Origin of the sequence: Muriicola soli (genome assembly GCF_004139715.1) — a bacterium.
Lineage (GTDB): Bacteria > Bacteroidota > Bacteroidia > Flavobacteriales > Flavobacteriaceae > Muriicola > Muriicola soli.
Genome location: NZ_CP035544.1, coordinates 1,219,363 through 1,245,354, shown reverse-complemented (window position 1 = coordinate 1,245,354; position 25,992 = coordinate 1,219,363). Strand labels below are relative to the sequence as shown.

Annotated in this window: 28 protein-coding genes and 1 pseudogene; 10 read left to right on the top strand and 19 right to left on the bottom strand. The window is 41.6% G+C overall.

The window, feature by feature from the left end; all coding sequences use genetic code 11:
• Positions 1–58: 58 nt before the first annotated feature.
• From tpx to ribB, 6 genes and pseudogenes are all read left to right on the top strand, one after another.
• Positions 59–565, top strand: a complete 507-nt coding sequence (tpx, locus tag EQY75_RS05560) for a thiol peroxidase (RefSeq protein ID WP_129603609.1) — start codon at positions 59–61, stop codon at positions 563–565.
• Positions 558–923, top strand: coding sequence for a diacylglycerol kinase (locus EQY75_RS05555; RefSeq protein WP_129603607.1), 366 nt, complete (start codon positions 558–560; stop codon positions 921–923). The genes tpx and EQY75_RS05555 overlap by 8 nt, the downstream gene beginning before the upstream one ends.
• Before the next feature lie 63 nt (positions 924–986).
• Positions 987–3,350 carry an FtsK/SpoIIIE family DNA translocase gene (locus tag EQY75_RS05550; protein WP_129603605.1) on the top strand — a complete coding sequence of 788 codons (2,364 nt, stop codon included), beginning with the start codon at positions 987–989 and terminating at the stop codon, positions 3,348–3,350.
• A gap of 3 nt (positions 3,351–3,353) precedes the next feature.
• The gene (gene lolA1, locus EQY75_RS05545; protein ID WP_129603603.1) at positions 3,354–3,998 is read left to right on the top strand and encodes an outer membrane lipoprotein periplasmic chaperone LolA1; all 645 of its coding nucleotides are present in this window, start codon (positions 3,354–3,356) and stop codon (positions 3,996–3,998) included.
• Positions 3,999–4,071: 73 nt separating this feature from the next.
• Positions 4,072–5,495, top strand: a pseudogene (locus EQY75_RS14570) (LptF/LptG family permease).
• The gene (gene ribB / locus EQY75_RS05535) at positions 5,495–6,634 is read left to right on the top strand and encodes a 3,4-dihydroxy-2-butanone-4-phosphate synthase (RefSeq protein WP_425462158.1); all 1,140 of its coding nucleotides are present in this window, start codon (positions 5,495–5,497) and stop codon (positions 6,632–6,634) included. The pseudogene EQY75_RS14570 and the gene ribB overlap by 1 nt, the downstream one beginning before the upstream one ends.
• On the opposite strand, the gene EQY75_RS05530 is transcribed toward ribB, so the two are convergent.
• The 6 genes from EQY75_RS05530 to EQY75_RS05505 form a co-directional block, all read right to left on the bottom strand.
• A complete protein-coding gene (locus tag EQY75_RS05530) occupies positions 6,631–7,833 on the bottom strand; it encodes a DegT/DnrJ/EryC1/StrS family aminotransferase (RefSeq protein WP_129603599.1) in 1,203 nt (400 codons plus the stop codon). The two genes, ribB and EQY75_RS05530, sit on opposite strands and share 4 nt — an antisense overlap.
• Positions 7,834–7,843: 10 nt before the next feature.
• Positions 7,844–8,479 carry a nitroreductase family protein gene (locus EQY75_RS05525; protein WP_129603597.1) on the bottom strand — a complete coding sequence of 212 codons (636 nt, stop codon included), beginning with the start codon at positions 8,477–8,479 and terminating at the stop codon, positions 7,844–7,846.
• A gap of 4 nt (positions 8,480–8,483) precedes the next feature.
• A complete protein-coding gene (locus EQY75_RS05520; RefSeq protein WP_129603596.1) occupies positions 8,484–9,239 on the bottom strand; it encodes a sulfite exporter TauE/SafE family protein in 756 nt (251 codons plus the stop codon).
• Positions 9,240–9,342: 103 nt separating this feature from the next.
• Positions 9,343–10,443 carry a toxin-antitoxin system YwqK family antitoxin gene (locus EQY75_RS05515; protein WP_129603594.1) on the bottom strand — a complete coding sequence of 367 codons (1,101 nt, stop codon included), beginning with the start codon at positions 10,441–10,443 and terminating at the stop codon, positions 9,343–9,345.
• Positions 10,444–10,524: 81 nt separating this feature from the next.
• Positions 10,525–10,815: a hypothetical protein gene (locus tag EQY75_RS05510; protein WP_129603592.1), complete on the bottom strand. Its 291-nt coding sequence runs from the start codon at positions 10,813–10,815 to the stop codon at positions 10,525–10,527.
• A gap of 194 nt (positions 10,816–11,009) precedes the next feature.
• The gene (locus EQY75_RS05505) at positions 11,010–11,501 is read right to left on the bottom strand and encodes a GyrI-like domain-containing protein (RefSeq protein WP_129603590.1); all 492 of its coding nucleotides are present in this window, start codon (positions 11,499–11,501) and stop codon (positions 11,010–11,012) included.
• A gap of 196 nt (positions 11,502–11,697) precedes the next feature.
• On the opposite strand from EQY75_RS05505, the gene EQY75_RS05500 reads away from it, so the two are divergent.
• Positions 11,698–12,237, top strand: a complete 540-nt coding sequence (locus tag EQY75_RS05500; protein ID WP_129603588.1) for a hypothetical protein — start codon at positions 11,698–11,700, stop codon at positions 12,235–12,237.
• Here EQY75_RS05500 and EQY75_RS05495 read toward each other — a convergent pair.
• From EQY75_RS05495 to EQY75_RS05460, 8 genes are all read right to left on the bottom strand, one after another.
• Positions 12,227–12,943, bottom strand: a complete 717-nt coding sequence (locus EQY75_RS05495) for a class I SAM-dependent methyltransferase (RefSeq protein ID WP_129603586.1) — start codon at positions 12,941–12,943, stop codon at positions 12,227–12,229. The two genes, EQY75_RS05500 and EQY75_RS05495, sit on opposite strands and share 11 nt — an antisense overlap.
• Before the next feature lie 54 nt (positions 12,944–12,997).
• A complete protein-coding gene (locus EQY75_RS05490; RefSeq protein WP_129603584.1) occupies positions 12,998–13,951 on the bottom strand; it encodes a PD40 domain-containing protein in 954 nt (317 codons plus the stop codon).
• An 11-nt stretch (positions 13,952–13,962) separates the two neighbouring features.
• Positions 13,963–14,952, bottom strand: coding sequence for a 2-hydroxyacid dehydrogenase (locus EQY75_RS05485; protein ID WP_129603583.1), 990 nt, complete (start codon positions 14,950–14,952; stop codon positions 13,963–13,965).
• Positions 14,953–15,044: 92 nt separating this feature from the next.
• The gene (locus tag EQY75_RS05480; RefSeq protein WP_129603581.1) at positions 15,045–15,677 is read right to left on the bottom strand and encodes an NAD(P)-dependent oxidoreductase; all 633 of its coding nucleotides are present in this window, start codon (positions 15,675–15,677) and stop codon (positions 15,045–15,047) included.
• 103 nt (positions 15,678–15,780) lie between these two features.
• Positions 15,781–16,077, bottom strand: coding sequence for a hypothetical protein (locus EQY75_RS05475; RefSeq protein WP_129603579.1), 297 nt, complete (start codon positions 16,075–16,077; stop codon positions 15,781–15,783).
• Positions 16,067–16,699: a peptidase associated/transthyretin-like domain-containing protein gene (locus tag EQY75_RS05470; RefSeq protein ID WP_129603577.1), complete on the bottom strand. Its 633-nt coding sequence runs from the start codon at positions 16,697–16,699 to the stop codon at positions 16,067–16,069. The genes EQY75_RS05475 and EQY75_RS05470 overlap by 11 nt, the downstream gene beginning before the upstream one ends.
• A 75-nt stretch (positions 16,700–16,774) precedes the next feature.
• Positions 16,775–17,011, bottom strand: a complete 237-nt coding sequence (locus tag EQY75_RS05465; RefSeq protein WP_129603575.1) for a DUF1059 domain-containing protein — start codon at positions 17,009–17,011, stop codon at positions 16,775–16,777.
• Between the two features lie 40 nt (positions 17,012–17,051).
• Positions 17,052–17,408, bottom strand: a complete 357-nt coding sequence (locus EQY75_RS05460; protein WP_129603573.1) for a nuclear transport factor 2-like protein — start codon at positions 17,406–17,408, stop codon at positions 17,052–17,054.
• A 291-nt stretch (positions 17,409–17,699) separates the two neighbouring features.
• Between EQY75_RS05460 and EQY75_RS05455 the strand changes: the two genes are divergently transcribed.
• Positions 17,700–18,533: a GLPGLI family protein gene (locus tag EQY75_RS05455; RefSeq protein ID WP_129603571.1), complete on the top strand. Its 834-nt coding sequence runs from the start codon at positions 17,700–17,702 to the stop codon at positions 18,531–18,533.
• Positions 18,534–18,695: 162 nt separating this feature from the next.
• A complete protein-coding gene (locus tag EQY75_RS05450; RefSeq protein ID WP_484203311.1) occupies positions 18,696–21,293 on the top strand; it encodes a TonB-dependent receptor in 2,598 nt (865 codons plus the stop codon).
• A 47-nt stretch (positions 21,294–21,340) separates the two neighbouring features.
• On the opposite strand, the gene EQY75_RS05445 is transcribed toward EQY75_RS05450, so the two are convergent.
• The 4 genes from EQY75_RS05445 to EQY75_RS05430 all read right to left on the bottom strand — a co-directional run bounded on the left by EQY75_RS05445 (position 21,341) and on the right by EQY75_RS05430 (position 24,057).
• Complete coding sequence (locus EQY75_RS05445) at positions 21,341–21,793, bottom strand: SRPBCC family protein (protein WP_129603570.1); 453 nt, start codon at positions 21,791–21,793, stop codon at positions 21,341–21,343.
• A gap of 17 nt (positions 21,794–21,810) precedes the next feature.
• Positions 21,811–23,136: an alpha/beta hydrolase gene (locus EQY75_RS05440; protein WP_129603569.1), complete on the bottom strand. Its 1,326-nt coding sequence runs from the start codon at positions 23,134–23,136 to the stop codon at positions 21,811–21,813.
• Positions 23,137–23,256: 120 nt separating this feature from the next.
• On the bottom strand, positions 23,257–23,628 hold the full coding sequence (locus EQY75_RS05435) for a VOC family protein (RefSeq protein ID WP_129603567.1): 372 nt from the start codon (positions 23,626–23,628) through the stop codon (positions 23,257–23,259).
• 60 nt (positions 23,629–23,688) lie between these two features.
• Entirely contained in the window at positions 23,689–24,057 is a 369-nt protein-coding gene (locus EQY75_RS05430) for a DUF2200 domain-containing protein (RefSeq protein WP_129603565.1), read from the bottom strand.
• A gap of 337 nt (positions 24,058–24,394) precedes the next feature.
• On the opposite strand from EQY75_RS05430, the gene EQY75_RS05425 reads away from it, so the two are divergent.
• Positions 24,395–25,438: a sterol desaturase family protein gene (locus EQY75_RS05425; RefSeq protein WP_246020023.1), complete on the top strand. Its 1,044-nt coding sequence runs from the start codon at positions 24,395–24,397 to the stop codon at positions 25,436–25,438.
• Between the two features lie 121 nt (positions 25,439–25,559).
• Here EQY75_RS05425 and EQY75_RS05420 read toward each other — a convergent pair whose 3' ends face one another.
• Complete coding sequence (locus EQY75_RS05420) at positions 25,560–25,988, bottom strand: FKBP-type peptidyl-prolyl cis-trans isomerase (protein WP_129603563.1); 429 nt, start codon at positions 25,986–25,988, stop codon at positions 25,560–25,562.
• Positions 25,989–25,992 lie beyond the last annotated feature (4 nt).

The following is a 25,992-nucleotide window of genomic DNA, read 5'->3' as shown; positions in this document are numbered from 1 at the left end:
GCCTTGCACATATCCTCTTTTATTTCCTACTTTCGAGCAGAAAAATTGAAATAAATACATGGCTACTGTACATTTTAAAGGAACATCCGCAAGTACCGCTGGTGAATTGCCTGCGCTTGGATCTCAAGCGCCATCGTTTGAGCTTTCTCAGACCGACTTATCACGAATAAATTTGGAATCATTCAAAGGTAAAAAGCTCATTCTAAATATTTTTCCCTCCGTAGATACGGGTACCTGTGCCCAATCTGTCCGTACTTTCAACCATGAAGCCGCAGAACTTGACACTACAGCAGTTCTCTGTATATCCAAAGACCTGCCTTTTGCGCAGAATCGATTTTGTGGAGCGGAAGGTATTGAAAACGTCATCATGTTGAGTGATTATATGAACGACAATTTTGGTAAGGACTATGGAATACGCTTTATTGACGGGCCTTTTGAGGGCCTTCTCGCGAGAGCTGTAGTCGTAATTGACAAAGAAGGTAAAACAGTTCATTCGGAATTGGTGAGCAACATAAGTGATGAGCCCAACTACAAAGCTGCCCTTGAAGCCCTTTACAATGGCTGAAGAATCGATGTTTAAAAACCGTTTAAAAGGATTTGTCTACGCCCTAAAAGGCGCCATCTTACTCCTGCGTACCGAAAGCAGCATACAGGTCCAGTTTATCCTTGCCCTTGTAATGACAGCGGCGGGGTTTTATTTTGATATTTCCGCAGTGGAATGGATGTTGCAAATCCTGGCAATAGGTCTGGTAATGGGAGTTGAAGGTGTTAATACTGCGATTGAAAAATTATCGGACTACATCCAGCCCAATCACGATCCTAAGATCGGATTTGTAAAAGACATCTCGGCCGGGGCAGTAATGTTTGTGGCCATTGCCTCAGTCATCATAGGTCTTATCATCTATCTCCCAAAAATATTTTAGAAGACTGACTACTTCAGCTTCCTGCCTAAATTTGTATTTTTACACTATGAACTTCGTGCATTAATGGCGACCAAGAAAAAAAAGTCTAAACCTACGGCTAAAAAAAAACGAACCTCTTTCAGGTTTTCGAGGCAGAATAAGATCATTTTGGGAAGCCTTTTGATCTTGCTTAGTATAGCCCTGTTTTTTTCATTTATCTCTTTTTATTTTACCTGGCAGCAAGACCAGAGTTTGCTCACTGAATTTGCCAATCGCAATGAACAGGCTAAAAATCTGTTGAATAAATTTGGTGCCAGCGTAAGCTATTACGTAATGTACAGAGGTTTTGGTCTGGCTTCTTTTATCCTCCCCTTCTTATTGTGCCTTACCGGCCTCTACCTTTTTCTCAGCATACCCGGAAAAGCCTTGTGGAATAAATGGGTTTGGGGTCTTCTGTTATTGATTTGGACTTCAATTGCCTTGGGATTCTTTGCCGAATCACAGCCTTTACTTGGCGGACTTGTGGGCTATGAAATGAATGATTTCCTTCAGGATTACACGGGTAAAATAGGTGTTTTTCTTATCCTGCTTTTTATGCTAACTGTTATTCTGGTAAGGCTATTTAAGATTACCCCTGAGGGAATTGCCCGATTCTTTAAGTCAAAGTCGGCCTCCCTGGCTTCAGATTTTAAACGAAAGAAAAAAGATTACTCAGATCCTTTGATGCCGGAGGAAAAAGACACAGAAGTGGTACTGGACACTTATACCCACAAAAAAGACATTCCACACCTGGAGACACTTCCTGAAGAAAAAGCTGAAGCTGTCTCCGCCACAACAGCAGAGAAGAAGGAAGACGAAATTGCCATGGAGGTGAGCACAGTAGCCGAAGAGAAAGAAGAAAGCGACATCCTTTCTGATAAGCTAGTTGCCGATTTTGGTGAGTTCGACCCTACTCTGGAACTGAGCAATTACAAATTTCCTCATCTCGACCTCCTGGACCAACACGGGTTTACCGGCGGTATTACGATTAACCAGGAGGAGCTGGAGGAAAATAAAAACAAGATTGTTGAGACACTTAAAAATTACAAAATAGGAATTGCCCAGATCAAGGCAACAATAGGTCCTACGGTAACGCTTTATGAAATTGTGCCTGAGGCGGGCATTCGAATCTCCAAAATTAAAAACCTGGAAGATGATATTGCCCTTTCCCTGGCTGCACTGGGAATTAGGATTATTGCCCCTATACCGGGTAAGGGTACTATTGGAATTGAAGTTCCCAATAAGAAAGCGACTACCGTTTCCATGCGGTCAGTTATCGCATCCAGTAAATTTCAGAAGGCTGAAATGCAATTGCCCATTGCCTTTGGAAAGACGATCAGCAATGAAACTTTTGTAGTTGATCTGGCTAAAATGCCCCACTTATTGATGGCCGGGGCTACCGGACAAGGGAAATCGGTTGGCCTGAATGCCGTAATTACCTCCTTACTCTACAAAAAACACCCTGCAGAGGTCAAGTTTATCCTCGTTGACCCAAAAAAGGTAGAATTGACGCTCTACAATAAGATCGAACGGCATTTTCTGGCCAAATTACCGGATTCAGCTGAGGCAATTATCACAGACAATACGAAAGTGATCCACACCCTGAACTCACTTTGTATTGAAATGGACAACCGTTACGAGCTGTTGAAATCGGCTATGGTAAGGAATATCAAGGAATACAATGTAAAGTTTAAGGCGAGGAAGCTCAATCCTAACGATGGCCACATGTTCCTACCTTATATCGTTCTGGTGATCGATGAGTTTGCCGATTTGATCATGACCGCAGGCAAGGAAGTGGAAACACCGATAGCCCGTCTAGCTCAATTGGCCAGGGCAATAGGCATACATTTGATCATCGCAACACAACGGCCGTCGGTGAATGTGATTACCGGGATCATCAAGGCGAACTTCCCTGCTCGTCTGGCATTCAGGGTGACTTCTAAAATTGATTCAAGAACTATTCTTGACTTTCAAGGGGCGGATCAGCTTATTGGGCGGGGCGACATGCTTTTCACACAAGGAAACGACATCACACGCATCCAATGCGCCTTTGTAGACACCCCTGAAGTAGCAAAAATCACGGAATACATCGGTTCACAACGAGGCTACGCCAGCGCACATCTCCTGCCGGAGTATTCCGGTGAAGATTCTGGCACAGGTATTGATATTGATATCGCGGAGAGAGACGCCATGTTCAGGGATGCAGCAGAGGTTATTGTAACGGCACAACAAGGATCGGCTTCTCTTATCCAGCGAAAGCTAAAACTGGGGTACAACAGGGCGGGAAGGATCATTGATCAACTTGAAGCTGCCGGAATTGTAGGCCCCTTTGAAGGCAGTAAGGCAAGGGCAGTACTGGTTCCTGATATGTACGCCCTCGACAAGAAATTAAATGAAGAAACAAAATAAATCATGAAAAATATAGTACCATTACTCCTAATCCTTATATGCAGTTCTTTTGCCTACGGCCAGGAGTCGCTGAAGGCAAAGGCCCTTCTCGATGAGGTTTACAACAAAGTACAGAGTTATGACAATATTGAGGTGGAATTTAAATATGCCCTGGAAAATAAGGAGGCCAATATCAATCAGGAAACCCGTGGTGATGTAACCTTGCAGGGCGACAAATACCTGTTCAATTATCTGGGTTCACAACAACTCTATGATGGAAAAAAGGTGTATACCGTAGTTCCGGAAAATGAGGAGGTCACTATAGAGGATCGCTCTGAGGAGGATAACACCATCACCCCTTCCAAGATGCTGACATTCTATAAATCTGGACATAATTACGCCTGGGATATTTTACAGAACGTACAGGGAAGAAAGATTCAATACGTGAAACTTACACCAATAGATACGAATTCAGAAATCGCATCCATCTTACTGGGTATCGATGCTCAAACTAAACATATCTACAAACTTATAGAGACAGGGAAAAACGGCACCAAGACCACCATCACTGTTAATTCTTTTAAAACCAATCAGCCGTTGTCGAAAACCTTATTTACTTTTGATGAAGCCAAGTACGAAGATGATGGGTACTATATTATAAGAAACTAGAACCTTGCGCATACTAGACCAGTACATCCTAAGCAGGTTTCTGTACAATTTCCTGAGTTCGTTTGTGATCCTGATGTTTATTTTCATCTTTCAGACGATATGGCTATTTATTGATGACATCGCAGGAAAAGGTCTGGATATCATCATCATTGGCAAGTTCCTGTTCTACCTAATGCCCAACCTCACCGAGAAGGTACTGCCTCTCACGGTCTTACTTTCATCAATTCTCACCTTCGGAGCCTTTGCAGAAAATTACGAGTTTGCCGCGATGAAAGCATCAGGTATATCTCTCCAGAGATCCATGCTCAGCGTAATAGTACTTGTAATCTTTCTGGGAGGCGTCACTTTTTATTTTGCAAATACCGTCATCCCTGCCGCAGAACAGAAAATTTATAACCTCAGGAGAAATATCGCCAAAGTAAAACCTGCCGCGGTAATCGAAGAGGGCATATTCAGTGATTTTGAGGGGATGAATATAAAGGTAGACAAGAAGTTCGGGGATAACGACAAGTACTTGCAAAATGTAATTATCCATAAAAATCGAATCTTCAGAAAAACAATACCGTCATCAAAGCTAATTCCGGGGAATTGATCAGCAGCGAGGAATCTGATATCATCCAACTGGTCTTATCCGACGGAAATTACTATGAAGAATTAGTACCGAAGTCTAATGATGAACGAAAGAAATATCCTTTTGCAAAAGCTGCTTTTGAGACTTACATCATCAACATAGAAATCCCTGAAAACACTCAGGACCTCGAAGAGGAACGCAATGTCCGAACAGACAAAATGAAAAATATTTCCCGTCTAAAAAAGGACATTGATTCTATTCGGGGCAACAACATTACGGTTATTGGAGCTTTTTCTAAGAATATTGTTACCAGAATGGGTGCATTTGCACCTATTGCTCAACGAGATACATTAACGCCGGCATCAGAAATTGAAGCGAGAGGTATAGATAGCAGACCTCTTGAAGAAGTAACAAGAGACAGTATTACGAATACAGCCGATTTGCTGGGGCTTTTTCAGGAATGGCAGCAAGGGCAGATCATCAGTTCAGCTTCTAATGCCATTTCTAATATCCTAAATTCGGTTACAGGGAAGAAGCAGGACATTCAAAACAAATACAAGATCTACAATATGCACATCCTCTCCCTGCACAAGAAATACGCCCTTGCCTTATCTTGTATCATCTTGTTTTTTGTAGGGGCACCACTTGGCGCAATCATCAGAAAAGGTGGACTTGGACTACCGATGGTAATCGCCATCGTTTTATTTCTCACCTACTACTTTATCGGTGTTTTTGCAGGGAATTACGCAAAGGAAGGAAATATACATCCCATCCTTGGAGCGTGGTTATCTACCCTAATAATGTTACCTTTGGGGATATTCCTGACGCGCAGGGCAACTGCAGATCGTGGATTGATGAGTTTTGGTCATGTGTGGGATATTCTCACAGCAGGAATTAGAAAGAGATTTAAAAGAAGGACACCATGATGGTGAGCAAAGTAAAAGAAATACGCCTGAATACAATTGAGGAAGCCATTGAAGACATTCGCAATGGCAAGGTAGTTATCGTGGTTGATGATGAGAACAGGGAAAATGAGGGCGATTTTATTGCAGCCGCTGAAAAGGTGAGTCCGGAAATGATCAACTTTATGGCCATGCATGGTCGGGGATTGATCTGCACTCCCTTGACTGAGTCGAGATGCGAAGAGCTCGACCTCGATATGATGGTGCAAAATAATACAGTACTTCACCATACTCAGTTTACCGTTTCTGTTGATCTGATCGGGCATGGATGTACCACCGGGATTTCCGTTCACGACAGAGCAAAGACCATCAAGGCTCTGGTAGATCCTGAAACGAAGCCGCATCACCTGGGGAGACCGGGACATATATTCCCTTTAAGGGCAAAGAACGGCGGCGTATTAAGGAGAACAGGGCATACAGAGGCCGCAGTAGACCTCGCAAGACTGGCGGGCTTTCAACCTGCCGGGATTTTAGTGGAAATTCTAAATGAGGACGGGACTATGGCACGCCTGCCTCATCTATCGGAAGTGGCAAAAAAGTTTGATCTGAAATTGATATCCATAGAAGACCTCATTGCTTATCGAATGCAGCACGACAGTCTTATCCAGAAGAAAGAGTGCTTTGAAGTGGAAACCCGATTCGGACATTTTACACTTCACGCCTACCAGCAAACCACCAATGAGCAAGTGCATATTGCTTTAACTAAAGGCTTTTGGAAACGCAATGATGCGGTCTTAACTCGAATCAATTCTACCTTGGTCAATAACGATATCCTCGGGACACTCACTAACAATGCCGAAAAGAAACTCGACGATATGTTCCAAGCCATTAACAATGAAGGTACGGGAGCCATCGTTTTTATCAATCAGACCAGTGAATCGCTGAATTTGTTGAACCGACTCCGCGGGCTCAAAGAAAACCAGGAGAAAGGGATTATGAAAGCCCCTGGAATAGATATGGATACCAAGGATTTTGGTATTGGAGCTCAAATTCTTCACGACCTGAATATCAGCAAGATGAAGGTCCTTACCAACAGCGGGAAGACAAAACGCGTGGGAATTGTGGGCTACGGCCTGGAAATACTTGAATACGTTGCCTACTAGACTTTTATGAGAATTTCCCTGAGAACTTTTTGCATCAAAGATGCTCTTCGATTGACTTCTTCTCTACTCCAGCTTAATTTAACCAAACAAGAGATCGTCCTTCCCATCCAATGATCGGATGCTGAGAATCCTGACCGAGTTTGCTCGGATATTCGCTGAGTTACTTGATCACTCAGCGGTCCAAGGCTCTTAGGTCCCGTGAGATGCTCCCATTTTCTGTAGTAGTGCCAGTTGTTGTCATACCAGTAAAAACAGGCGTCAACACCTGCTGTGAGAAGTGCCTTGTGCGCTCTCCTGGCTAAATCCTCTGAAGGCAGGAAAAAGTTAAGAAAGGAATAGTTTTGAACTCCGGTTTCCGGGACTTTCCTAAAGGTGATCCCTTCTATATCGGCCAATGAGGCCTCCAAGAGACTATAATTTTTCTGTTGTACTTTTAAAAAATCGTCAAGGCGTTTTATTTGTGCAACACCAACCGCAGCGTTTAACTCGGAAATCCTGTAGTTGTAGCCCAAAAAGGGATGGGATTCTGCACCCCTGTCTTTTCCAACATGATCATGACCGTGATCAGAATAATGATCGGCGTTCTTGTAATAGCTGTGGTTGTCTGTAATGATCCCTCCTCCTTCGCCACAAGTAATGGTTTTAACATAGTCGAAAGAAAAACAGCCCAAATCTCCGTAACTCCCAAGGGGTTTCCCGTCATAACTCCCTCCTATGGCCTGGCATGCGTCTTCAATTAAAATAAGCTTATGCTTATCGCAAAGCATTTTCAAAGGTTTGAGATCGGCCATAGAACCGCACATATGAACCGGCATTATTGCTTTGGTCTTATCGGTGATTTGTTTTTCCACTGTCTGAGGATTCAGGCATAAGGTATCGTCAATATCAGCCAGGACAGGAATGGCTCCCAGGGCAAGTACAGCCTCAAAACTCGCGACAAAAGTAAAGGTAGGGATGATTACCTCATCCCCTACGCCAATACCGGCGCTAGCCATAGCTACTGTAAGAGCGGCGGTGCCACTACTGACTGTATGGGCAAATTTGGTCTGCATTCGCGCGGCCATGGCCTCCTCTAGTTCTCTGGCTTTCCAACAGTTGTTTCGCATCCCGTCAAAACCGTAACGCATGAGAACACCTGAGTCTAATACCTCCTGAACTTCAGCCCTTTCCAGGGCACCAAACATTTCAAATCCCGGCATAGTTCACTAATTATTTAATTAGAATGATAGATTCCCTGAGGTCGCGTCGCACCTTCTTCATGGCTGAAAACATATCATCTTTTGCCCTCTTTCCTACCGGCAATACCAATACTGAGGACAGATGACGGGATTGCAGATCCAATGCTTTGTCATAAGCTGAAGGGACAAAGCCTTCCATGGGACAAGCGTCTATTTTTTCCATGGCACAGACGGTTAATAAGTTGCCCATAGCGAGATAAGCCTGATTTGTAGCCCACTGCCTGATCTCCTCAGTGTGTTTTACCTCGAAATTATTTACCAATTCGTTTTTGAAAGGAGAAAGGATCTGATCACTTGTTCCCCGAATCGTTTTAACACGCTCAAAATATTGAGTGATATATTCCTTGTCTATCAAGGTTTCAATACAGATTACCAGAACATGGGAAGCCTGAGCAACCTGCTTCTGCCCGTACGTGTGGGGAATCAGAGATTCCTGAATATCCTTATTCTGAAGCACTACCAGGCGGATCGGCTGCAGGCCATAAGATGTGGCCGTTAAATTAAAGGCGCGGATTAGCCTATCAACCTGCTCTTCAGTGAGTGTTTCTTCGGTATCAAATTTCTTCACGGCGTAGCGCCATTCTAATCGTTCTATACTATCTCCCATTGTCTTAGGTAAAAAACCATAATTTAATCGCCATTAATATGACCATTATCACTAAAAATGTCTTGATAAATCCGTCCCCTTTCCTTACCGAAACCCGACTAGAAAACCAGGCTCCGATTCCATTGCCCAGGGCCAGTACTAAGCCTACTTTCCAGATCACCTTATCGTTTAGGATAAATACTGCCAGGGCAGCCAGGGTGTAAATACAAACTACAGCTACCTTGGTTGCATTGGCACGAACCAGGCTCATTCGGTGAAAATAATGAAGAAATAATAGGATCACAAACCCTATTCCAGCATTTATAAAACCCCCGTATATGCCGATAAAGAAAAATGCGAGCATCCCCAACCAGAGGTGTTTCCCCGTAAGCCTTTCTTGCATGTTTTCAAGATTAATCTTGGGTTTAAATACGATGATCAGCACTACGACCACCATAATTATGGCCAGAATGCGGTTAAAGGTCTCACCCTTGATATCTACCGCAATAGAAGCTCCCAAAATAGATCCAACTAAAGCGGCAAGGCCGAGATAAACATTAAAGGGGAAGGTAGATACCCCTTTGCTTTTAAATCCGGCAACGCCAATAGCGGTCTGGAAGGCAATGGCCACTCTGTTTGTACCATTAGCTACTGCAGGAGGTAAGCCGAGAAAAATGAGTACGGGAAGCGAGATAAGGGAAGCACCGCCTGCAATGGTGTTGATAAAGCCTACTACAAAACCTACTCCCACCAACAAGACATAATGGTACCATTCCTCCATAGAGCAAAAGTACGTGCTAAAAAGTTAATTCCCGAAAAGCAATAGTATTTTAGAGTATAGCTAGAGTTGGATAGGGTTTAAAAAGTTGATCACGCAAAAACATCTACCAATCTATCTCCAATTCTTCTAATGGAAGGAATTGAATACCTCCTTTTCTAACAAAAACAAATTTACCGTCAGTGGTGATAGTAGGAGCCCAGCCATAGCCGAGTGGCAATCTTTTCTTTCTCATCCAGGCATTGGCTTCTTTTTCGTAATAATATAAACCTACTTTTCCCCTCTCAGGGTACTTGCTTTCATCGTAGTACTGAGATACAATTAATTTATTTTTATCGGGATGTACAAGTACATCAAAACTGTCGCTATCAGGTAAAGACACCTCATCGCCCAACCATTTCGGGCGGGAATACTTATTTTTTCTTCTTGGTTTTGCCACAAAAATCCCGGTTTTTGGACTGCGGGCAAAGAAATACAGGGTATTGTCCGGGGTGATGTGAAAATACCCTGCATTAAGATTATACAAACTTCGAACTTCCGTCGGGGCACCCCATTGGTTGCTAATTTTATCAACCGTAAAAACCCTGGAGATTTCCTTCCCATTGAGCCGGTCATAAACTTTATAAATGATTCTGTTTCCGCTGGGATTTATTGCCAAATTATAGAGGGTATCAACAAAGGGCAGTTGTTCTTTATGCCAATGCCCGTCTTTTTGCTGAGCAATAAATGGAACTTTACGTTCCCATTCTTTATATCGGGCCAGCACCATGGTTTTCCCATCAGCGGTAAAAGAAGGCGATGTCTCTTCATATCCATCTATTGAATCTTTATCTCCAAAAAAGGGTCGATAAAATAAATGTTTGGAGTCTCCTTCGTCTTCTATTTCACCATTTTGCTTATATGTAATCCAGTGACCAGTGCTTTTTCCCTCTTCGTAATTCCTGATGAACTTTAATCCGCCGTTCGGATACCATTCTTTCCAAACGCCCTGGTATTTCCCGTCCTCAAACTCCCGCAGGGTTTTGATAAGACCATTCTTATGGTTTACAATGGCCTTTCCAGTATAGGGTTCACCCTCATAGGTAAAAACACCATCTACCGATTGTTGCCCCATTTCATCAAAAACGATTTCCTGTAATGGTACCTGAGCAAATCCCGTTTGCAGAAATAACAGAAGAATTCCAAAGTATAATTTATATAAATTCATTATTACGACTTTCCTGAATAAAGGAATAAGGTAATGAAGAATGATGAAGTACCGATAATCGTAAAGTAAAAATGAAACTGTTTAACTACCGGCCAATGCCGTGCCAAAGATCCCTACGGCCAACTCGGCCCAAATCAACAAAAATAGAATGAAAATACCTAAGAGGATCCATGTCCGGTATGCGCTGTCCCGCAATTTTCGCCATGTGAGTTCGCAAATAAATGCAGTGCTTAGCAATAATATCCCAGCCACGAGGAAATCACCGGTGGTCCAGTTCACCTCTGAGGTGAATTGCATTGCAATAAGGGGAATCAATAATACTGAAGCTGCTCCCAAAAGGATAAAGCCCAATCTTTTGTCTAGTGAAATCATTTGTTATTTTTTTGATTGTGATGAATTTAATATCAGACCATTGTTGATTATCTATCTCATTATCAATGTTCTATTATTTAAATTTAGGACTTTTACCCGATTATCAAAAGCTTTTTGGGGATAATTATAGAAATGGAAGCGTTTAATGATCCTTTCCGGATTACCCATACTTTGATATTCGTCTTACCGTAATCTTATTTCGGTCTTATCGGAATCCAGATCTCCTCCTCAGAATTGGGATCGTTATTTTTATACCTTTCTCCCAGGATTTCAAAATGTGGCCTATGGTCCAGGTGATATTCAGAACCAGGCAACCAACTGCCGAAAATAAACTGAAAGATGGCTTTATCCCCTGGATGACCTTTGTAATCGAAGATGGCATATAAACCGGCGGGTATAACTATTTTATTCATCCCATAAGGCACCTCCGCAAATGATGAAACTTCTACTGCTGCCCATTTTTCAAATACGCTGTTTGGGTCAAAAGCTGTAAAATAGTCTTGTTTGTAAATGTTAATGGAAAATACATTTTCTGATATGGTATTTTCAATTTCACCTCTTTTCGGCATAAAGCTTTTAAACAAATCAGCCGTCTTGTCATGTTTTATACTCATGGATTGCTGCTGGCCAATGAGCCTTTTCCTAGTTGCACTTGGCAGTCTGGGTTCTAATCCCGTAAATTTCATTGCAGGTTACATATTGTGATTGAAAATTACAAAATTGAGTCGGAAATGCCTGCTGTAGTATTTTTTGTACTTGTCCCTTGTGCACTCAGGAGAATTTCTCTTTTACAAGTCCACTATTTTCAATCATCTTAAAAAAGTAATACCTTAAGTCCGAAATCCTATTCCTTTAAGATTATATAATCGCAAATACCAACCCATGAAAAAATCAATTCTAAAAAACGCACTCGTTCTTTGTGCAATATGCGTATTCTCAGCCTCCTATTCACAGGCCACTACGGTTATGGTTAAAGACAGTGCGGATGTCATTGACAAACGCTTAAAGTTTGGTTGTGGTTTTGGCCTCAACTTTGTTGGTGGAACGAATATTTTCGTCGCTCCAAACCTCATCTATGATGTAAGCAACAAAATAAGTCTGGGTGGCGGACTGCAAGCAAGTTATGCGGGGATTAAGGATGTACAAAACACTACAACTTACGGGTTTAACATTATTACCCAGTACACGCCAACTCCTATGTTGACTACCCTGCTTGAGTTGACCGAATTAAGGGTGTCTACCAAAACCGAAAACCTGGTTGAAAATATCACAGATAAATATTGGGATACCGCCTTATTTGTAGGGGCCGGCTTGAATGTAACTAGCAATATTTCTATCGGCGCAAAGGTAAATCTGCTCTATGATTCGGATAAAACAGTCTATACCAGTGCCGTGATCCCTTTTGTAAATATCACTTTTTAATAAAAATCATACAGTGTTGCCAGGGTAGATTATTTATGTTCTTTTCTAACTTCATTCCGGCAGCCTCCAATTCTTTTACAGCTTGTTTTACTGTCATTTTATGCACTTTTTTAATAGGCACAGTCCGGTCTTCTCCCCTGTATTCGATAAGGAATAATTTACCTTTGTCCCTGAGGGCTTTTACAACGGAAGCCATCATTTCCCTCGGATAGGAAAACTCGTGATATACATCCACCATCAACACCTTGTCTACAGAATTTTCTGCTAATTTGATACTTTGTTCACTGCCTTTAATGACTTCAACATTTATTGCTTGTTCCTTTTTTTTTCTAGCCCTGAGCGCAGTGAGCATGCCATCCTGAATGTCAACAGCATATACTATTCCGTTCTTTGCCATTGGTGCCATTTTGAAAACGTGATACCCAGATCCTGCTCCGATATCGGCAATGCGATCGTCAGGTTTTATATCCATATTTTCAAGTAAAAGGCTTGTCTGTTCTTCTTTCTCGCGTTCCGGTCGCTCCAGCCAGTTAATGCCCTGATAGCCCATAACATAGGCAATCTCACGACCCATATACCACTTCCCTATCCCATTGGGATCTCCTGATCTAAAGGTATATCCGGTTTCAGCATTCTCTCCTTGGGAATAGCCCGTAGAATTTGCAAACACTAAAATTAAAACGATACTATAGAAGACGTATTTCATATTTACTAAAGTTATTTGGGGTACAAGCTTTATGTATCAGTTAGTACCAAATGATCAATCAAACAAATCGGGTAGGTTGAGATATTCGGTTTCCACATAGTAGATGCTCCATTCGCTGTATTCATAATTGCCCAGGTTATCGGCATGAGTGTAGAAAAAATATTTGCCATCAGGTGAGAATCTCCCGCTACTATCCTCCCCGGGGGTGTTTATTAAATCTCCCATGTTTTTGGCACTGGACCAACCCGTAGCGGTCTTCTTACTTACATATAAGTCCTCCCCTCCTATTCCCTGCGGAGCCCCGTAAGAGTTAAAAACCAAATAGTTGCCATCAGGAGAGACCGATGCCGAATACTTCCATAAACTGTCATTTTCAAAAAGTCCCTCTAATCGTCCTGGGGTGCTGAAGGATGAGCCCGACTTTTCTGTCGTGTAAATATCTATCGCTTTAGACCCACGTTCCATGGTGGTAAAGTAGTGTTTGATCCCATCTCTGGTAAAAAAGAAATTGTTGTTGGAAGACGGCCAATTCTCTCCTTCGAGCTGCACCTGGTTGATAGGCTCCGGTAAGGGTTCAGGGTCTGACCAACCGTCCTCTGTCTTATTCATTTGCCACACATTCATATCAAAACCACCCAGATTAGGCTTACCGGGAATCTCCCTCTGGGAACCAAAATAAAACGTCTTACCATCAGGACTGATATAAGGAGTTTCATCACGATCTGTTGAGAAAGTTGCGATTTCAGGCTTAGTCCACTTTCCTCTTTCAAGGTGCGTAACATAGATCTTTTGTTTTTCTTCCCCGAAGCGCCTTGTAAAATACACTGTTCTCCCATCGGGAGTGAAGCAGAGGTCAAATTCGTTGTTTTGGTTAGTTGAGATAATCCCGGGAGCAAATAATTCCGGACTTGTAACCGGGTGATCAGCGTAGGATACAGAATCCTTTTTCGACTTTGAGCAACTATTCATCAGGAATAATACGGCAATGATTGAGAAGATATTTTTCATTGTGAATGTTTTTATAGTACTTCATTGGTAAGTGAATCTCCGCTACAGTACTCTTTGATATTATTAATCGTTGTCTGGGTGATCTCTTCCATCGCCTCTCGTGTAAAATAGGCCTGATGAGAGGTAATCAGCACATTTGGATAACTGATAAGTCTGAGAATAAGATCGTCTTCGATGATCATTTCCGAAAGATCTTTAAAAAAGAGGTTCTCTTCCTGTTCATAAACGTCGATCCCTAAAAACCCCACTTTTTTATCTGCAAGACCATTAATTATGTCAGATGTATTAATTAAGGCTCCCCTACTGGTATTAATAATCATGATCCCATCTTTCATCAGGGCAAGAGAAGATTTATTAATAATATGTTTTGTGTCGGGGTTCAGCGGACAATGCAGGGAGATGATGTCTGATTGCTTAAACACTTCCTCCAGGGACCCGTATTGAACCCCTTGCTTTTTTAGTTCTTCTGACGGATACAGGTCGAAGGCCATGATCTTGCAGCCAAAACCTTTAATAATACCGCAAAAAGTGGCTCCTATCTTCCCGGTTCCGATAACGCCCACAGTTTTTCCGTGTAGATTAAACCCAAGGAGTTTATTGAGCGAAAAATTTCCTTCCCGCACCCTGTTGTATGCCTTATGCGTTTTGCGGTTTAAAGTGAGGATGAGGGCAACAGCATGTTCTGCTACTGCCTCCGGAGAATAAGCAGGAACCCTAACCAGTTTTATTTTCTTCTCCTTTATGGCTTCCAGGTCAACATTGTTATAACCCGCACATCGCAAGGCAATGAGCCCTACCCCGTGTTGGGCAAGCAGATCGATGGTTTCTTTATCTACGGTATCATTCACAAACACACAGACGACTCCGAATCCTGAAGCAAGATTGGCCGTATCCCGATTTAGGGACGAATCAAAATAGGTAAAACTGAGGTCTTCGTTCTCTGTATACCTTTCAAAATAATCCTGATCATAAGGTTTTGTGCTAAATACCGCTACTTTCATATAGTTTTCGTCATTATGTAGCCTTTCAAGCTTGCATTAGATTTTTTGCAAGTAGAACGACGTTATTGACGAAATTAAGCAATAATCAATTTTCAGTAAGTAATTCCAACAGCTTTCTTGAGATAGTTGTTTTCCTGCACTTCTCGCAGCATAAAATGGGCGACATCTGCACGGGAAACGAATTTAGTCAGGATATAATGCCCCACTTTAAAACCAATTCTGTACTTCGTTCTTTTCTTCCCGTTGAACAATTGTCCCGGACGCACGATTGTCCAGTTAAGTTCACTGTTCATAATTAATTTTTCTTGTTTAGCCTTATCCCTGAAGTAGAAATAGAGTATCAGAGGTACGGTAAACAGGGTGTAATATAATCCTAGTCTGTATCGACTATCATTGATCCCCAGTGAAGTAATACATACGAGGCGGTTTACCCCGGAATTTTTCATTGCCGTGATGATATTAGCTGTTCCCTGTGAAAGGATAGTGGTCTTGATAAAAAAGCGTTGATGGCCCAGGGCTGACAAAACTGCGTCCTGCCCTTGAAAAGACTCGACCATAGTTTCAGGTTCAAGGACGTCGCCTCTTAGAATATGGAGTTTTGGATGCTTCACTTTTAATTTGTCAGGAGCTCTGGCCAGTACGGTTAGCTCATGCCCCTGTTCAAGACCTTGTTTTATAAGTTGCCTTCCGGTCTTCCCTGTTCCTCCAATAATTAAAAGTTTCATTGTATTCTTAGATTATCTGTACGAAGCAAAGAAATCCATGGACAATATCTAATTATTCCTTACCGAACTGTCTGATGCAAGGGATGATCCGTTATCATCATCCCTATTTGAGCATCCAGGCCTCAAACAACTCCATGAGATCACCAACCGCCATGGTGCCCCAGATAACCAACAAACCCGCCAAGGTTTTAATCCATAGAGGTATGGTAAAACCTAATGATTTATATAGCAGTTCATTTAAAAAAGGGAAATAGAACAGGGCCAGCAAGACGTAAAATAAGGCAGGTATGGGGTGTATAAAGATGAGATTAAGAATCCCCAAGGAAAGGAAAATCAGTGCAAAAATCCAGCTGATATTAATATGTACAGCATTATTATGACTGTGGGACTTACTCTTCATAGTCGGGAATATTCAAACCCAGGATAATATCCCTATCGGCTGTGTAGATTCCATTTTGAAGGACCGGACGTACGATTCCCGAGCCACCTCTGTTTGTTAACGCAGTCCGTCTTTCTGCTGTCAGCAAGGTATCGTCATCAAAGACAAATGCATCGATATAATATTCGTTTATCCCCTGTTCTTTGAGGGTAATGTGAATATGTTCGGGCTCACTTCGGTTGGGATAAGAGGCAGGTCGGAAAGTATAAAATGTATACTGGCCATTCTTTCCGGTTTTAACCCATCCACGAATATACCCGTCCCTCCTGGCCCATCCTTTTTCATTTCCTTTCTTAGGGTAGATCCCTTCCCGATTAGTTTGATAAACATAGAGAATAACATCACTGGCGGGTGTTTTACCATCGCTTTTATATACGATACCAGAAATTTTTAATTTAGGTTCTGTTTTAAAAAAATCAGGTAGCGTATCTGTGGGGGTCAGTTGTCTGTTTCCATATTCATAAATGGCCTCACAGCCTTCACAAGGCCCTCCGACCAGTGAAATCTTCTCCTCTTTATTCTGAGGACGGCAAGAGAATATAAAGAGAAAGACCATCAGTACGCTGAGCAATGAATTTTTCATTTTTTACTTCTATTTTAAGTAATTTCCTGAGCCGTATTTATTCAAACCAACGGGAGCAGATTAATCAAGGATTTTTTAACTATCCGGAAGGGCATCAAATTCCTTTCTCTTTTCTTTCATCCATCGATCAAAATCATCCGGTGTCTTCATCTTCGACTTCATTTCTTTCATGGCGGCGAGGTGGGCTTTGTCTCCCTTCTGGAACATTTCCATCCCGTGTTTTTTACTCTGAGAGGCAATGTCTTCAAAAGTTTCAGCGTAAAATACAAGATCACAAGCCCCGGCCAGTTGTCTACATGTCATTGACTTCATCACGTCCTTTTTAGGTTCTTTAAGGTACAAATAAAATATTCTATTGCCTTAATTTTCGCTCTTCCCTGATTCCTCCTATATGGTAGTAAGCGATTACTTTATCTATGAGCTCTTCTTTGAAATAATACCATTCGCTTACTTCCAGATTATAGTCTTCTCCCTGAGTAGCCGTGTAACGAACGCAAGCTTTCTCATCACCGAAAAAAGAATCATGGAGTAAAAAGGACTGCCCCAGGAATTTATCGCGGTTCTTTTCCACCAGATCTATATATGTTGCTTTTCCCCGTATAGTTCCAAAAGGACTAGTGTGTTCAAAACCAGTGGATAGCGGCAGGTTTATAAAATCTCCCTGCTCCCATTTCCTAAACCATGTTAAAACGATTTCTTTAGTTTTCATTTGAGTCTAATTTTTTAGACAGGCAACTGCTATACTTTAAGGCTCAACCATGTGCCATGCCTTTTAAGAAGGGTACATAAGGTACATTTTTCTTTAAAATTCTCATAAACGCAAGTGTACTCGGTATTAATTAATGGCATATAAAAATGGGCTTAGCATTTTTATATACCTTTTTTATGATTTAATGAATTACAATAAAAGTGACTACTATGTTAATGTTTTAATAATCCTGCCACTTTTGTTTAATCTCATGTTATATTTGTTAAACAATATCTTTAAAAACTTAAACAAATGTCAACCACCGTTCTAAAGCTCAGTTTTATTGCAGCTCTCTTTATCCTTCCTCTCAGCTCTGTTGCCCAAGAATTTCAGGGGCAGGCTTACTACTTTAAAAAATCCAAACTAGAACTTGGTTCATGGGGAGCAAGGATGAGTGAAGCTCAAAAAAAGCAAATCCAGATGCGGTTAAAGAACAGGCTTGAAAAAACTTACGTCCTCAATTTTAACAAAGAAGAGTCCTATTTTGATGAGGAGGATAAATTGGACGCTATGTCAGGGGCAACAGATTCCTGGGGTAAGAATTTTTCTCCCGGTGAATCTTATAAAAATATCCGCGATAAACAATTGATTCAGAGTCAGGAGTTCTATGGAAAACTGTTTCTCGTGAAAGATGATCTTCCAGCTATTAAATGGAAGATAGGAAAGGAGACCAAAAAGATTGGGGAATATTTATGTATTAAAGCTATGGCAACTATTCCTTCCGATCAATTAACATGGTATGACTTTTCATGGGGTCAGTTGAGGAATTCAGAACAGAATGAAGATCAAGACGGGGAGACTGATGAACCACAAATAGCGCTGACGGTAGTTGAAGCATGGTATACCCCTCAAATACCAGTTGCCCATGGCCCAGGAGAATTCTGGGGCCTTCCAGGGCTTATTCTGGAAGTAAGTGCGGATGATACCGTTATGCTTTGTTCTAAGATCATTATGAATCCAAAGAACAAACTTAAGATTGAGGCGCCTGACAAGGGTAAAGAAATCAGCAAAGAAGCTTACAAGAATACCATTACCATGAAGATGAAGGAAATGAGGGACAACCGGGGCAGAAGGCGAAGTCGTTAATCTTTAAGTCCAAAATTAATTTTCTTCCACTAGCTCAGATGCCTTCATGAAAGACTTTCTTCGTTATGCGCTGTTACTCATAGTCAACTGCACTTTCGCACAGGTTACGCTGCAAGGCGTAGTTAAAGACACCCTTAATGCCCCCTCTACCTTGCAAACGTCATTGCCATAAATCAGGAAACCACAGATCTCGAATCGTATGCGATTACAAACGAAGAGGGTAAGTTTAAACTCGACTTAGGGGAAAACGGTTCTTTTGAGCTGCAGATCAGCTATGTGGGTATGAAAACCTACAAGGAGGTGATTACCACTTCTTCTACTGATATAGTCAAAAATTTCACCTTAGAGTTGGCTAACGCCCTTGATGCAGTAGAAGTCGTTTCAGAAATCCCGGTAAGGGTCATGGGGGACACCGTAGTCTATAATGCCGACTCTTTCCAGAATGGTACCGAAAGAAAACTGGAAGACGTACTGGAAAAACTGCCGGGCGTTGAAATCAACGAAGACGGGCAGGTAGAAGTTGAGGGAAAAGTGGTCAACAAAATTATGGTCAATGGAAAAGATTTCTTTGACGGGGATACCAAATTAGCCACAAAGAACATCCCTTCCAAAGCTGTTGATAAAATACAGGTGTTGAGGAACTACTCAGAAGTGGGCCAGTTGCGAAGTGTTGCAAACAATCAGGACAATGTGGCCATGAACATTAAACTCAAGGAAGGGAAAGAGAGTTTTTGGTTCGGCAATATTACTGCCGGGGCCGGTGCCTCCCCTGACAAAGAACTTTACCTCTTACAACCCAAACTGTTTTATTACAGTCCCAAATACAGCCTTAATTTTATTGGAGACTTTAACAATACGGGAGAAGTTGCTTTAAGCAGACGCGATATCCGCAACTTCGGCGGAGGTTTCCGTTCCCCTAGCAGAAGCAGCGGTACCAGTTTAAACCTGGGGGATAACAGCCTTAATTTTCTAACGAGTCAGAATAACGCCCTTGAAATTGAAAACAAGTTAGCCACAGGAAATTTCAGCTATTCCCCTAACGGAAGTCTGGACCTTAGTGGATTTCTCATCTACAACAGTAGCAGGATATTATCAAGGGAAAGCAGTTTTATTCAATATACAGATCCCGAGCTGGGAATCCCTGATGAAGCCACAGAGCAATCGAGCAGAGAGCGCTCAAATCAAGGGCTTCTGAAGCTAAGTGCTTCCTATCAGCCCGATCTTAATAATCAGTTAGACTACGATGTCCTTGGCCGTATATCCAATGACTCCCAAAACCAAAATCTTTTTTCTTCTGTAATTGGCAACACCACCCAATTAGACGAAGTAACTCCTTTTAGTGTAAACCAGAATTTAAATTACTATTACACTCTTGATGAAAATAACATTTTTGCCCTGGAAGCTCAGCACCTGATCAGGGATGAAGATCCCTTCTATAACGCACTTTTGGTCAATGACCCCAATGGCGACGATGCCTTCGACAATACTGCAGAGGCACTGGGACTCGATACTTCCTTGAACAATTACAATCTGGGACAAAACAGGCGTGTACTTTCAAATCAACTGGATGCCAAATTAGACTATTATCATATCCTGAACGCTCAAAGTAATTTCAATTTCACACTGGGAACAATTCTGAGCAGGCAGGAATTTAATTCCAATATCTTCCAATTCTTGGAGGACGGTTCTGAGTTCAACCCAACTCCTAATTTTAACGATGGTCTTGCAACAAACGATACAGAGTATAATTTTAGTGATCTTTACCTGGGCATCCATTACAGGCTAAAAACAGGTAAATTCACCCTTACACCCGGATTCTCGGTACATGCCTATGGCAATAAGAACACTCAGTTTGGGGAAACATTCGAGGATAATTTCTTTCGCTTCTTACCCGACTTTGAAACCCGTATACAGTTTAAAAAGAGTGAGGCCCTTACGTTGAGGTATGAAATGCGCAATCAGTTTACCGATGTAACCCGACTTGCACGGGGTCTGGTATTAAACAACTTTAACAATATCCAGTTTGGAGAGCCCGACCTGCAAAATGCGCTTTCCCACAATGTGAGTCTGTTCTATAGCAGTTTCAACTTGTTTAATTATACCAATGTCTTTGCCAGAGCGGCCTATACCAGCAATATTGATCAAATCAGGAGTCTTACAAATTTTGAAAGTGTTATTAGAACCAGCACCTTCTTTAATTCCAACTTTGCGGATGAAAATGTGAATGTGTTTGGACGAATCCAACGCACTTTCGGAAAAATCCGCACCACATTGAATGCCAGTTTCAATTACAGCAAGATCAATCAGTTTATTCAGGGACAGCAATCCTTAAATGAGGGGTATACCCAGACGTACACTCCCGGGATTAGAACAAATTACAAGGTAGCTCCTAATGTGAGTCTCAGGTATCGGTACAGTGTCACCAACAATAATCAGGGTGGAGGTAAGACCAAATTTGTGACCAACGCCCCTTCAGTTGAGTTTGACGCTTATATATGGAAGTCTGTAACTTTTCGGACCGAATATACATACACCAATCAAGATCTGGGGAACGGGAATTCCCAGTCATTCCAAAACTGGGATGCCACCCTCTCCTACAGGAAGGACAGGGATGCGAAATGGGAATACGAGATCAGGGCAAGTAACCTACTCGACATAGACTCGCAGGTGCGAAACAGTGCCAATAACCTTTCAGTATTTACTTCAGAGACTTTTATACAGCCACGCTTTGTTACTTTTCGAGTAGTCTATGCACTGTAGCATATGTTTTGCACAATTCTTTATTAGGGTCTGTTATAGTCCTTAACTCAGGAGGAATTATATTTCTTTTCCGCAAAAATTTTAAATTGATCCATCCATTTCTGACTTTGTTTTTTAAATACGCCTGGGAAAACCATTGCCATCAGTTTTGGAATAAATCCGCGGAAGTGGGTGTATTCTACCTCGGATATAAAGCGCGTTGAATTATCCGTCAATTTTTCAAAGCATGTAGTCTGGGTGTTGATCATTTGAACATGTTCATAAAGCGCTATTTTCTTCTCCGGAAGATTATTTAAAATGATCGTTTCGATCAATTCTAAATCTTTCTTTTCGTGACCGTAGACCAATTTTGATTTTGCCCCTATCGATCCGGATTCACCCTCCAATAAAATAACAGATTTAAAGCCATCCTGCCACTGATCGAAAAAATCGGGATTAGCCCATAGATCAGCAAGTTGGTTTGCCGGCAGATCAATAATAACCGAGCATGTATATTTCATTTTGCAATTTTAAAATCCTAATCAACCAGCTCGTGTTTACGTAAGAAATCGACGATTTCAATTCTTACTTCTGGTGAAATGCGATAAAAATGCCAATAGGACCGGCCGGCACTTAAATCGATCCATTTGGCCTCCATTTCCATTCCGTGCTCAGCATTGTAGGCTTCAACTACGGTGAGAAGATCTGGCCTGTCTGCGAAATAGCTCTTGAGTAAACTAATATTTTCCCCGGGAGGAACTATCCAGTCTCTTTCCCCATATATAGCCAGGTATGGATTGTTAAAAGCAGATAAAACCGACTTTGGGTCGTAATTATGTCGCCGTACCCAAAGCTGTTCAATCCCCGCAACTGACTGGGGTATATCAGTGTCTTCCAGGAGTTGTTTCCAGTTTTCCTTTTCCGCACGCAGAAGGAGATCATTCATTTTATCGAAATCACCTTGTGATGTCTTCGCCGAAAACATCATCTCGGTATACACTTCTACATTGCGTTTTGCCGTTTGAGAAAGTTTAAAAACATCGGCGCCATAGGCCATAGACTGCAACTGTTGATCCTTTACAGAGGTAGAAGGACCCACAATGGAGATCATAAAATCAAAATCGGTTAACTCCTCCCCTTTTAACATCGTCCAGCCTCCTGCACTTGTTCCGAGCACTCCAATTTTCTCATAGCCATTCTGATGGTTGGCAAGAAACTGTTTTGCACTAATCAGATCTTTTGCCATATCCTCCATCGTTGCCGTACCACAATCTCCCGAGGAAAGACCGGTACCCCTCTTATTGTATACCAATACAGACATACCGTATTTCCTCAAGAATTTAGCATATAAATTGTATTTAGTACTGCCTGCATAACAACCTCTGCCTCCCACTATGATAATTGCTGTCTTTTTTACATTTATACTTGGAATATGATGATGGCCAGACAGGCTGATTTCTCCATTCGAAATAGAAACTTCTTCAACGCTGAAATCTGGTTTTGGCTTTTCTGCTGTTTTTTTAAAGTGCAGATAGATCGATGGATTTTGATCTTTAAGCTGTCCAATAAGTTCCAGATTTTTTACATCCAGAACCAGTTCGGCCTCTCCATAGCCCGTTGCTAACCTTATTTTTCCAATACTGTCAATTTCCACAGGCACTTGAAATTCCCCGTATGAAGGATGCCATTCTTCCATAATCTGCAGGCCGAAAACCTTACCTTCCTTCTGGCTAAACTCGATCTGGATCTTCTGATATGAGTTTCCTTTGATGAATGCACCATCCCAGGATCCTGTGAGCGTTTCCCCGATTGAATTATAGTTCTGCCCAAAAGCACAGATGTGGCTTAAGGCTAAGAATAGCAAGACGTACTTTATTTTTTAAGCATTATATGTTTTAAAAATTAAAAGAATTAATCGGCCTAATAAAGGATGTACTTGTTCAGCCAAGTACAAATGGCTCCTACTTTATCAGATAAAATATTACTATATGTGCTGATCGATCAAAATAGCATTCCCATCAGGATCTAACACCACAAAACTGCCGGGCCCTGTGGTATCTTCCTTAACTTCTGAATGCAATTGTATTCCGCGGCTCTTTAGTTTCTTTTGAATATCACGTACATCGTCAAAATCATCTAGTGTTGCCGCGTTCGAATCCCAACCCGGATTAAAGGTCAGGATATTGTTCTCAAACATGCCCTGAAACAAGCCAATAAGCGTGTCCTCGTTTTTCATAATTACATAATTCTTTGCCTCTTCACCTGTGAATTGTTTGAATCCCAGATTTTCGTAAAATGCTTTAGAAGCCTTGATGTCTTTTACGGCCAAACTGATAGAAAATGCACCTAATTTCATAAGTATTGAGGTATTTGGTTGATAGTATTAAATGGACAAGCTAAGCAGAGATCTAACAGACTAATCGGACTTTCGCAGTATCTTTTCCATAGGTCGCCCCTTTGCCAGTTCATCCACGAGTTTGTCCAGGTACCTTGTCTCTCTTGTGGTTTTATTAGTAATCTCTTCTACCCTGTACCCGCAGATAACCCCTTTGATCAGATGCGCATTGGGATGGATTTGGGCTTTACTAAAGAACTGCTCAAAGGTGACCTCTTCCTGAAGGATTTTTTCCAAATCGCTTTCATTATAGCCCGTTAACCAACGAATCACTTCATGCAGTTCTTCTTTGGTCCTTCCTTTCTTCTCTACTTTTGTGACATAGTGCGGATAAACTGAAGCGAATTTCATTTTAGCGATTCGTTCATCGTGGTGGCTTGTATCTGTCATTGCTAACCTTAGATTGATGTTCTTCAAGTTATTAAATCTTGTTGAATAATCCCCAATCTGAAGCTTATTTTGGTTATTTCCAGGTCTGAAATTGTCTGGAAACGGAGGTTTGGGAAATCATAGAATTCAATTTAAGTACGTGCCAATCCAGCTTACTGAGTATCTTATGGCGATAAGACTCCCCTTTTTCAATTGTTCTATTTAGCTAAGTTTATCGTTGAGGTATTCAGGATTTATATCCCCATATTCAAGGCTAGTCGGCCGCCTTTCTTATTGTTGATCAGGCGTATAGACCGTTTGGCCATATTCAGTAATTAGATCTGTAATTAAGCGACTTTTGGTCATAGAGAGCCCCGAATACCCATTTATTTACCCTTGTCACTGCATTAATAACTATTTTTATGATAGCTTTGTAGGAAACTACAAGAATCCCATCGAAAATAAACAGCTTACCTTAGAAGGCCTGCTTCAATTAGATTTTAACACGATTATCTGGATAGCTGCTCCAATCATGTTCGGCTTGGTAGCTCTGGAGTATTTCCTGTCGTACAGGCAAAAGAAAGATCTTTATCACGGGAAAGATTTCTTAGCCTCCTCAGCCATAGGTTTTGGAAACCTGTTTGTAAATGCCCTAACCAAGGTTGGGATCTTCTATATTGTTGTGATCTGCTATAATCTCACGCCCTGGACCATCCCACACACCTGGTGGTCTTATATTGTGTGTTTTATCGCCCTCGATTTTGTGCGCTACTGGTCGCACCGTATATCACATATGCAGCGTTTTTGGTGGTCTACCCATGTGGTTCACCACAGTTCTAAATACTATAACTTTTCCACTTCCTTTCGTTTGTCCTGGGTGCAGAACCTGAAGCTGATATTTTTTGTGCCCGTATTTATGATGAGTTTCGACCCTGTAGTCTTCATCATCATACATCAGATGGAAATCTTATATCAATTCTGGATTCATACAGAATTAATACGAAAACTACCCGCTCCCATCGAATATATCTTTGTGACACCTTCACACCATAGAGTTCATCACGCAGTAAATGAGGATTATATCGATAAGAATTTCGGGTCTACCCTGATCATCTGGGACCGAATGTTTGGCACCTTTAAAGAAGAAAAGGAGCAGGCTATCTACGGTATTACCAAGCCTGTAGACTCATTTAATCCAGTCTATTTGGTATTTCACGCCTGGGGCGACTTACTCAGGGATATGTGGAAACGTCCACAGAAGAGTTGGTCAATCATGTTTGGCAGTCCCACTGCCTGGGAACGCAAACAAATGCAAAAGGCAAAGCAGCAGAAAAAACAAAGACCAGAACAGCCCAAACATCGTGTTGACACAAGGGTTGTTGAACCTGTTGAGTCTATTTAGTTCCCTAAAATCCAGTTCTTTAGTAGCATTTCGCCTTTTTTCAGCTAAGACTTTCGCGTAAAAAAAGCCACATCCTATTTTCACAGGCCTGTGGCTTTATATCTTTTATTGATGTGGAGTACTATTTAATCTCCACTAAGGTAAGATCGAAAATAAGATCCTGTCCGGCGAGAGGGTGATTGGCATCAATTACAATATGCTCTTCCTCTACTTCTACGATGCGCAGTTGCTGTTCAGATCCGTCAGGATTTGTGGCAACAAGGCCCATTCCTATTTCAGGTTTAATCTCTTCAGGGAGATCACTTTTATTGACTTTCTGAAATAACTCCTTTCTCACTTCTCCATAGGCTTCTTCTTTTGGAATGGTGATGGTTTTGTTCTCATCAACTTCCATATCGATCAGCCCTTTTTCAAAACCGGGGATTAAAGCTCCCTGCCCAAGGGTTACCTCTAATGGATCCCTTTCAAGTGAGCTGTCAAAAACCTGCCCGTCATTTAATTTTCCTGTGTAATGAACTCTAATGGTATCATTATCTTTTACTTTTCCCATTTTC

What these genes read in the sequence shown, in the direction of transcription:
- tpx (WP_129603609.1), top strand. Translation starts at nt 59, where the DNA reads ATGGCTACTGTACATTTTAAAGGAACATCCGCAAGTACCGCTGGTGAA.
- EQY75_RS05555 (WP_129603607.1), top strand. Translation starts at nt 558, where the DNA reads ATGGCTGAAGAATCGATGTTTAAAAACCGTTTAAAAGGATTTGTCTAC.
- EQY75_RS05550 (WP_129603605.1), top strand. Translation starts at nt 987, where the DNA reads ATGGCGACCAAGAAAAAAAAGTCTAAACCTACGGCTAAAAAAAAACGA.
- lolA1 (WP_129603603.1), top strand. Translation starts at nt 3,354, where the DNA reads ATGAAAAATATAGTACCATTACTCCTAATCCTTATATGCAGTTCTTTT.
- ribB (WP_425462158.1), top strand. Translation starts at nt 5,495, where the DNA reads ATGGTGAGCAAAGTAAAAGAAATACGCCTGAATACAATTGAGGAAGCC.
- EQY75_RS05530 (WP_129603599.1), bottom strand. Translation starts at nt 7,833, where the DNA reads ATGCCGGGATTTGAAATGTTTGGTGCCCTGGAAAGGGCTGAAGTTCAG.
- EQY75_RS05525 (WP_129603597.1), bottom strand. Translation starts at nt 8,479, where the DNA reads ATGGGAGATAGTATAGAACGATTAGAATGGCGCTACGCCGTGAAGAAA.
- EQY75_RS05520 (WP_129603596.1), bottom strand. Translation starts at nt 9,239, where the DNA reads ATGGAGGAATGGTACCATTATGTCTTGTTGGTGGGAGTAGGTTTTGTA.
- EQY75_RS05515 (WP_129603594.1), bottom strand. Translation starts at nt 10,443, where the DNA reads ATGAATTTATATAAATTATACTTTGGAATTCTTCTGTTATTTCTGCAA.
- EQY75_RS05510 (WP_129603592.1), bottom strand. Translation starts at nt 10,815, where the DNA reads ATGATTTCACTAGACAAAAGATTGGGCTTTATCCTTTTGGGAGCAGCT.
- EQY75_RS05505 (WP_129603590.1), bottom strand. Translation starts at nt 11,501, where the DNA reads ATGAAATTTACGGGATTAGAACCCAGACTGCCAAGTGCAACTAGGAAA.
- EQY75_RS05500 (WP_129603588.1), top strand. Translation starts at nt 11,698, where the DNA reads ATGAAAAAATCAATTCTAAAAAACGCACTCGTTCTTTGTGCAATATGC.
- EQY75_RS05495 (WP_129603586.1), bottom strand. Translation starts at nt 12,943, where the DNA reads ATGAAATACGTCTTCTATAGTATCGTTTTAATTTTAGTGTTTGCAAAT.
- EQY75_RS05490 (WP_129603584.1), bottom strand. Translation starts at nt 13,951, where the DNA reads ATGAAAAATATCTTCTCAATCATTGCCGTATTATTCCTGATGAATAGT.
- EQY75_RS05485 (WP_129603583.1), bottom strand. Translation starts at nt 14,952, where the DNA reads ATGAAAGTAGCGGTATTTAGCACAAAACCTTATGATCAGGATTATTTT.
- EQY75_RS05480 (WP_129603581.1), bottom strand. Translation starts at nt 15,677, where the DNA reads ATGAAACTTTTAATTATTGGAGGAACAGGGAAGACCGGAAGGCAACTT.
- EQY75_RS05475 (WP_129603579.1), bottom strand. Translation starts at nt 16,077, where the DNA reads ATGAAGAGTAAGTCCCACAGTCATAATAATGCTGTACATATTAATATC.
- EQY75_RS05470 (WP_129603577.1), bottom strand. Translation starts at nt 16,699, where the DNA reads ATGAAAAATTCATTGCTCAGCGTACTGATGGTCTTTCTCTTTATATTC.
- EQY75_RS05465 (WP_129603575.1), bottom strand. Translation starts at nt 17,011, where the DNA reads ATGAAGTCAATGACATGTAGACAACTGGCCGGGGCTTGTGATCTTGTA.
- EQY75_RS05460 (WP_129603573.1), bottom strand. Translation starts at nt 17,408, where the DNA reads ATGAAAACTAAAGAAATCGTTTTAACATGGTTTAGGAAATGGGAGCAG.
- EQY75_RS05455 (WP_129603571.1), top strand. Translation starts at nt 17,700, where the DNA reads ATGTCAACCACCGTTCTAAAGCTCAGTTTTATTGCAGCTCTCTTTATC.
- EQY75_RS05445 (WP_129603570.1), bottom strand. Translation starts at nt 21,793, where the DNA reads ATGAAATATACATGCTCGGTTATTATTGATCTGCCGGCAAACCAACTT.
- EQY75_RS05435 (WP_129603567.1), bottom strand. Translation starts at nt 23,628, where the DNA reads ATGAAATTAGGTGCATTTTCTATCAGTTTGGCCGTAAAAGACATCAAG.
- EQY75_RS05430 (WP_129603565.1), bottom strand. Translation starts at nt 24,057, where the DNA reads ATGACAGATACAAGCCACCACGATGAACGAATCGCTAAAATGAAATTC.
- EQY75_RS05420 (WP_129603563.1), bottom strand. Translation starts at nt 25,988, where the DNA reads ATGGGAAAAGTAAAAGATAATGATACCATTAGAGTTCATTACACAGGA.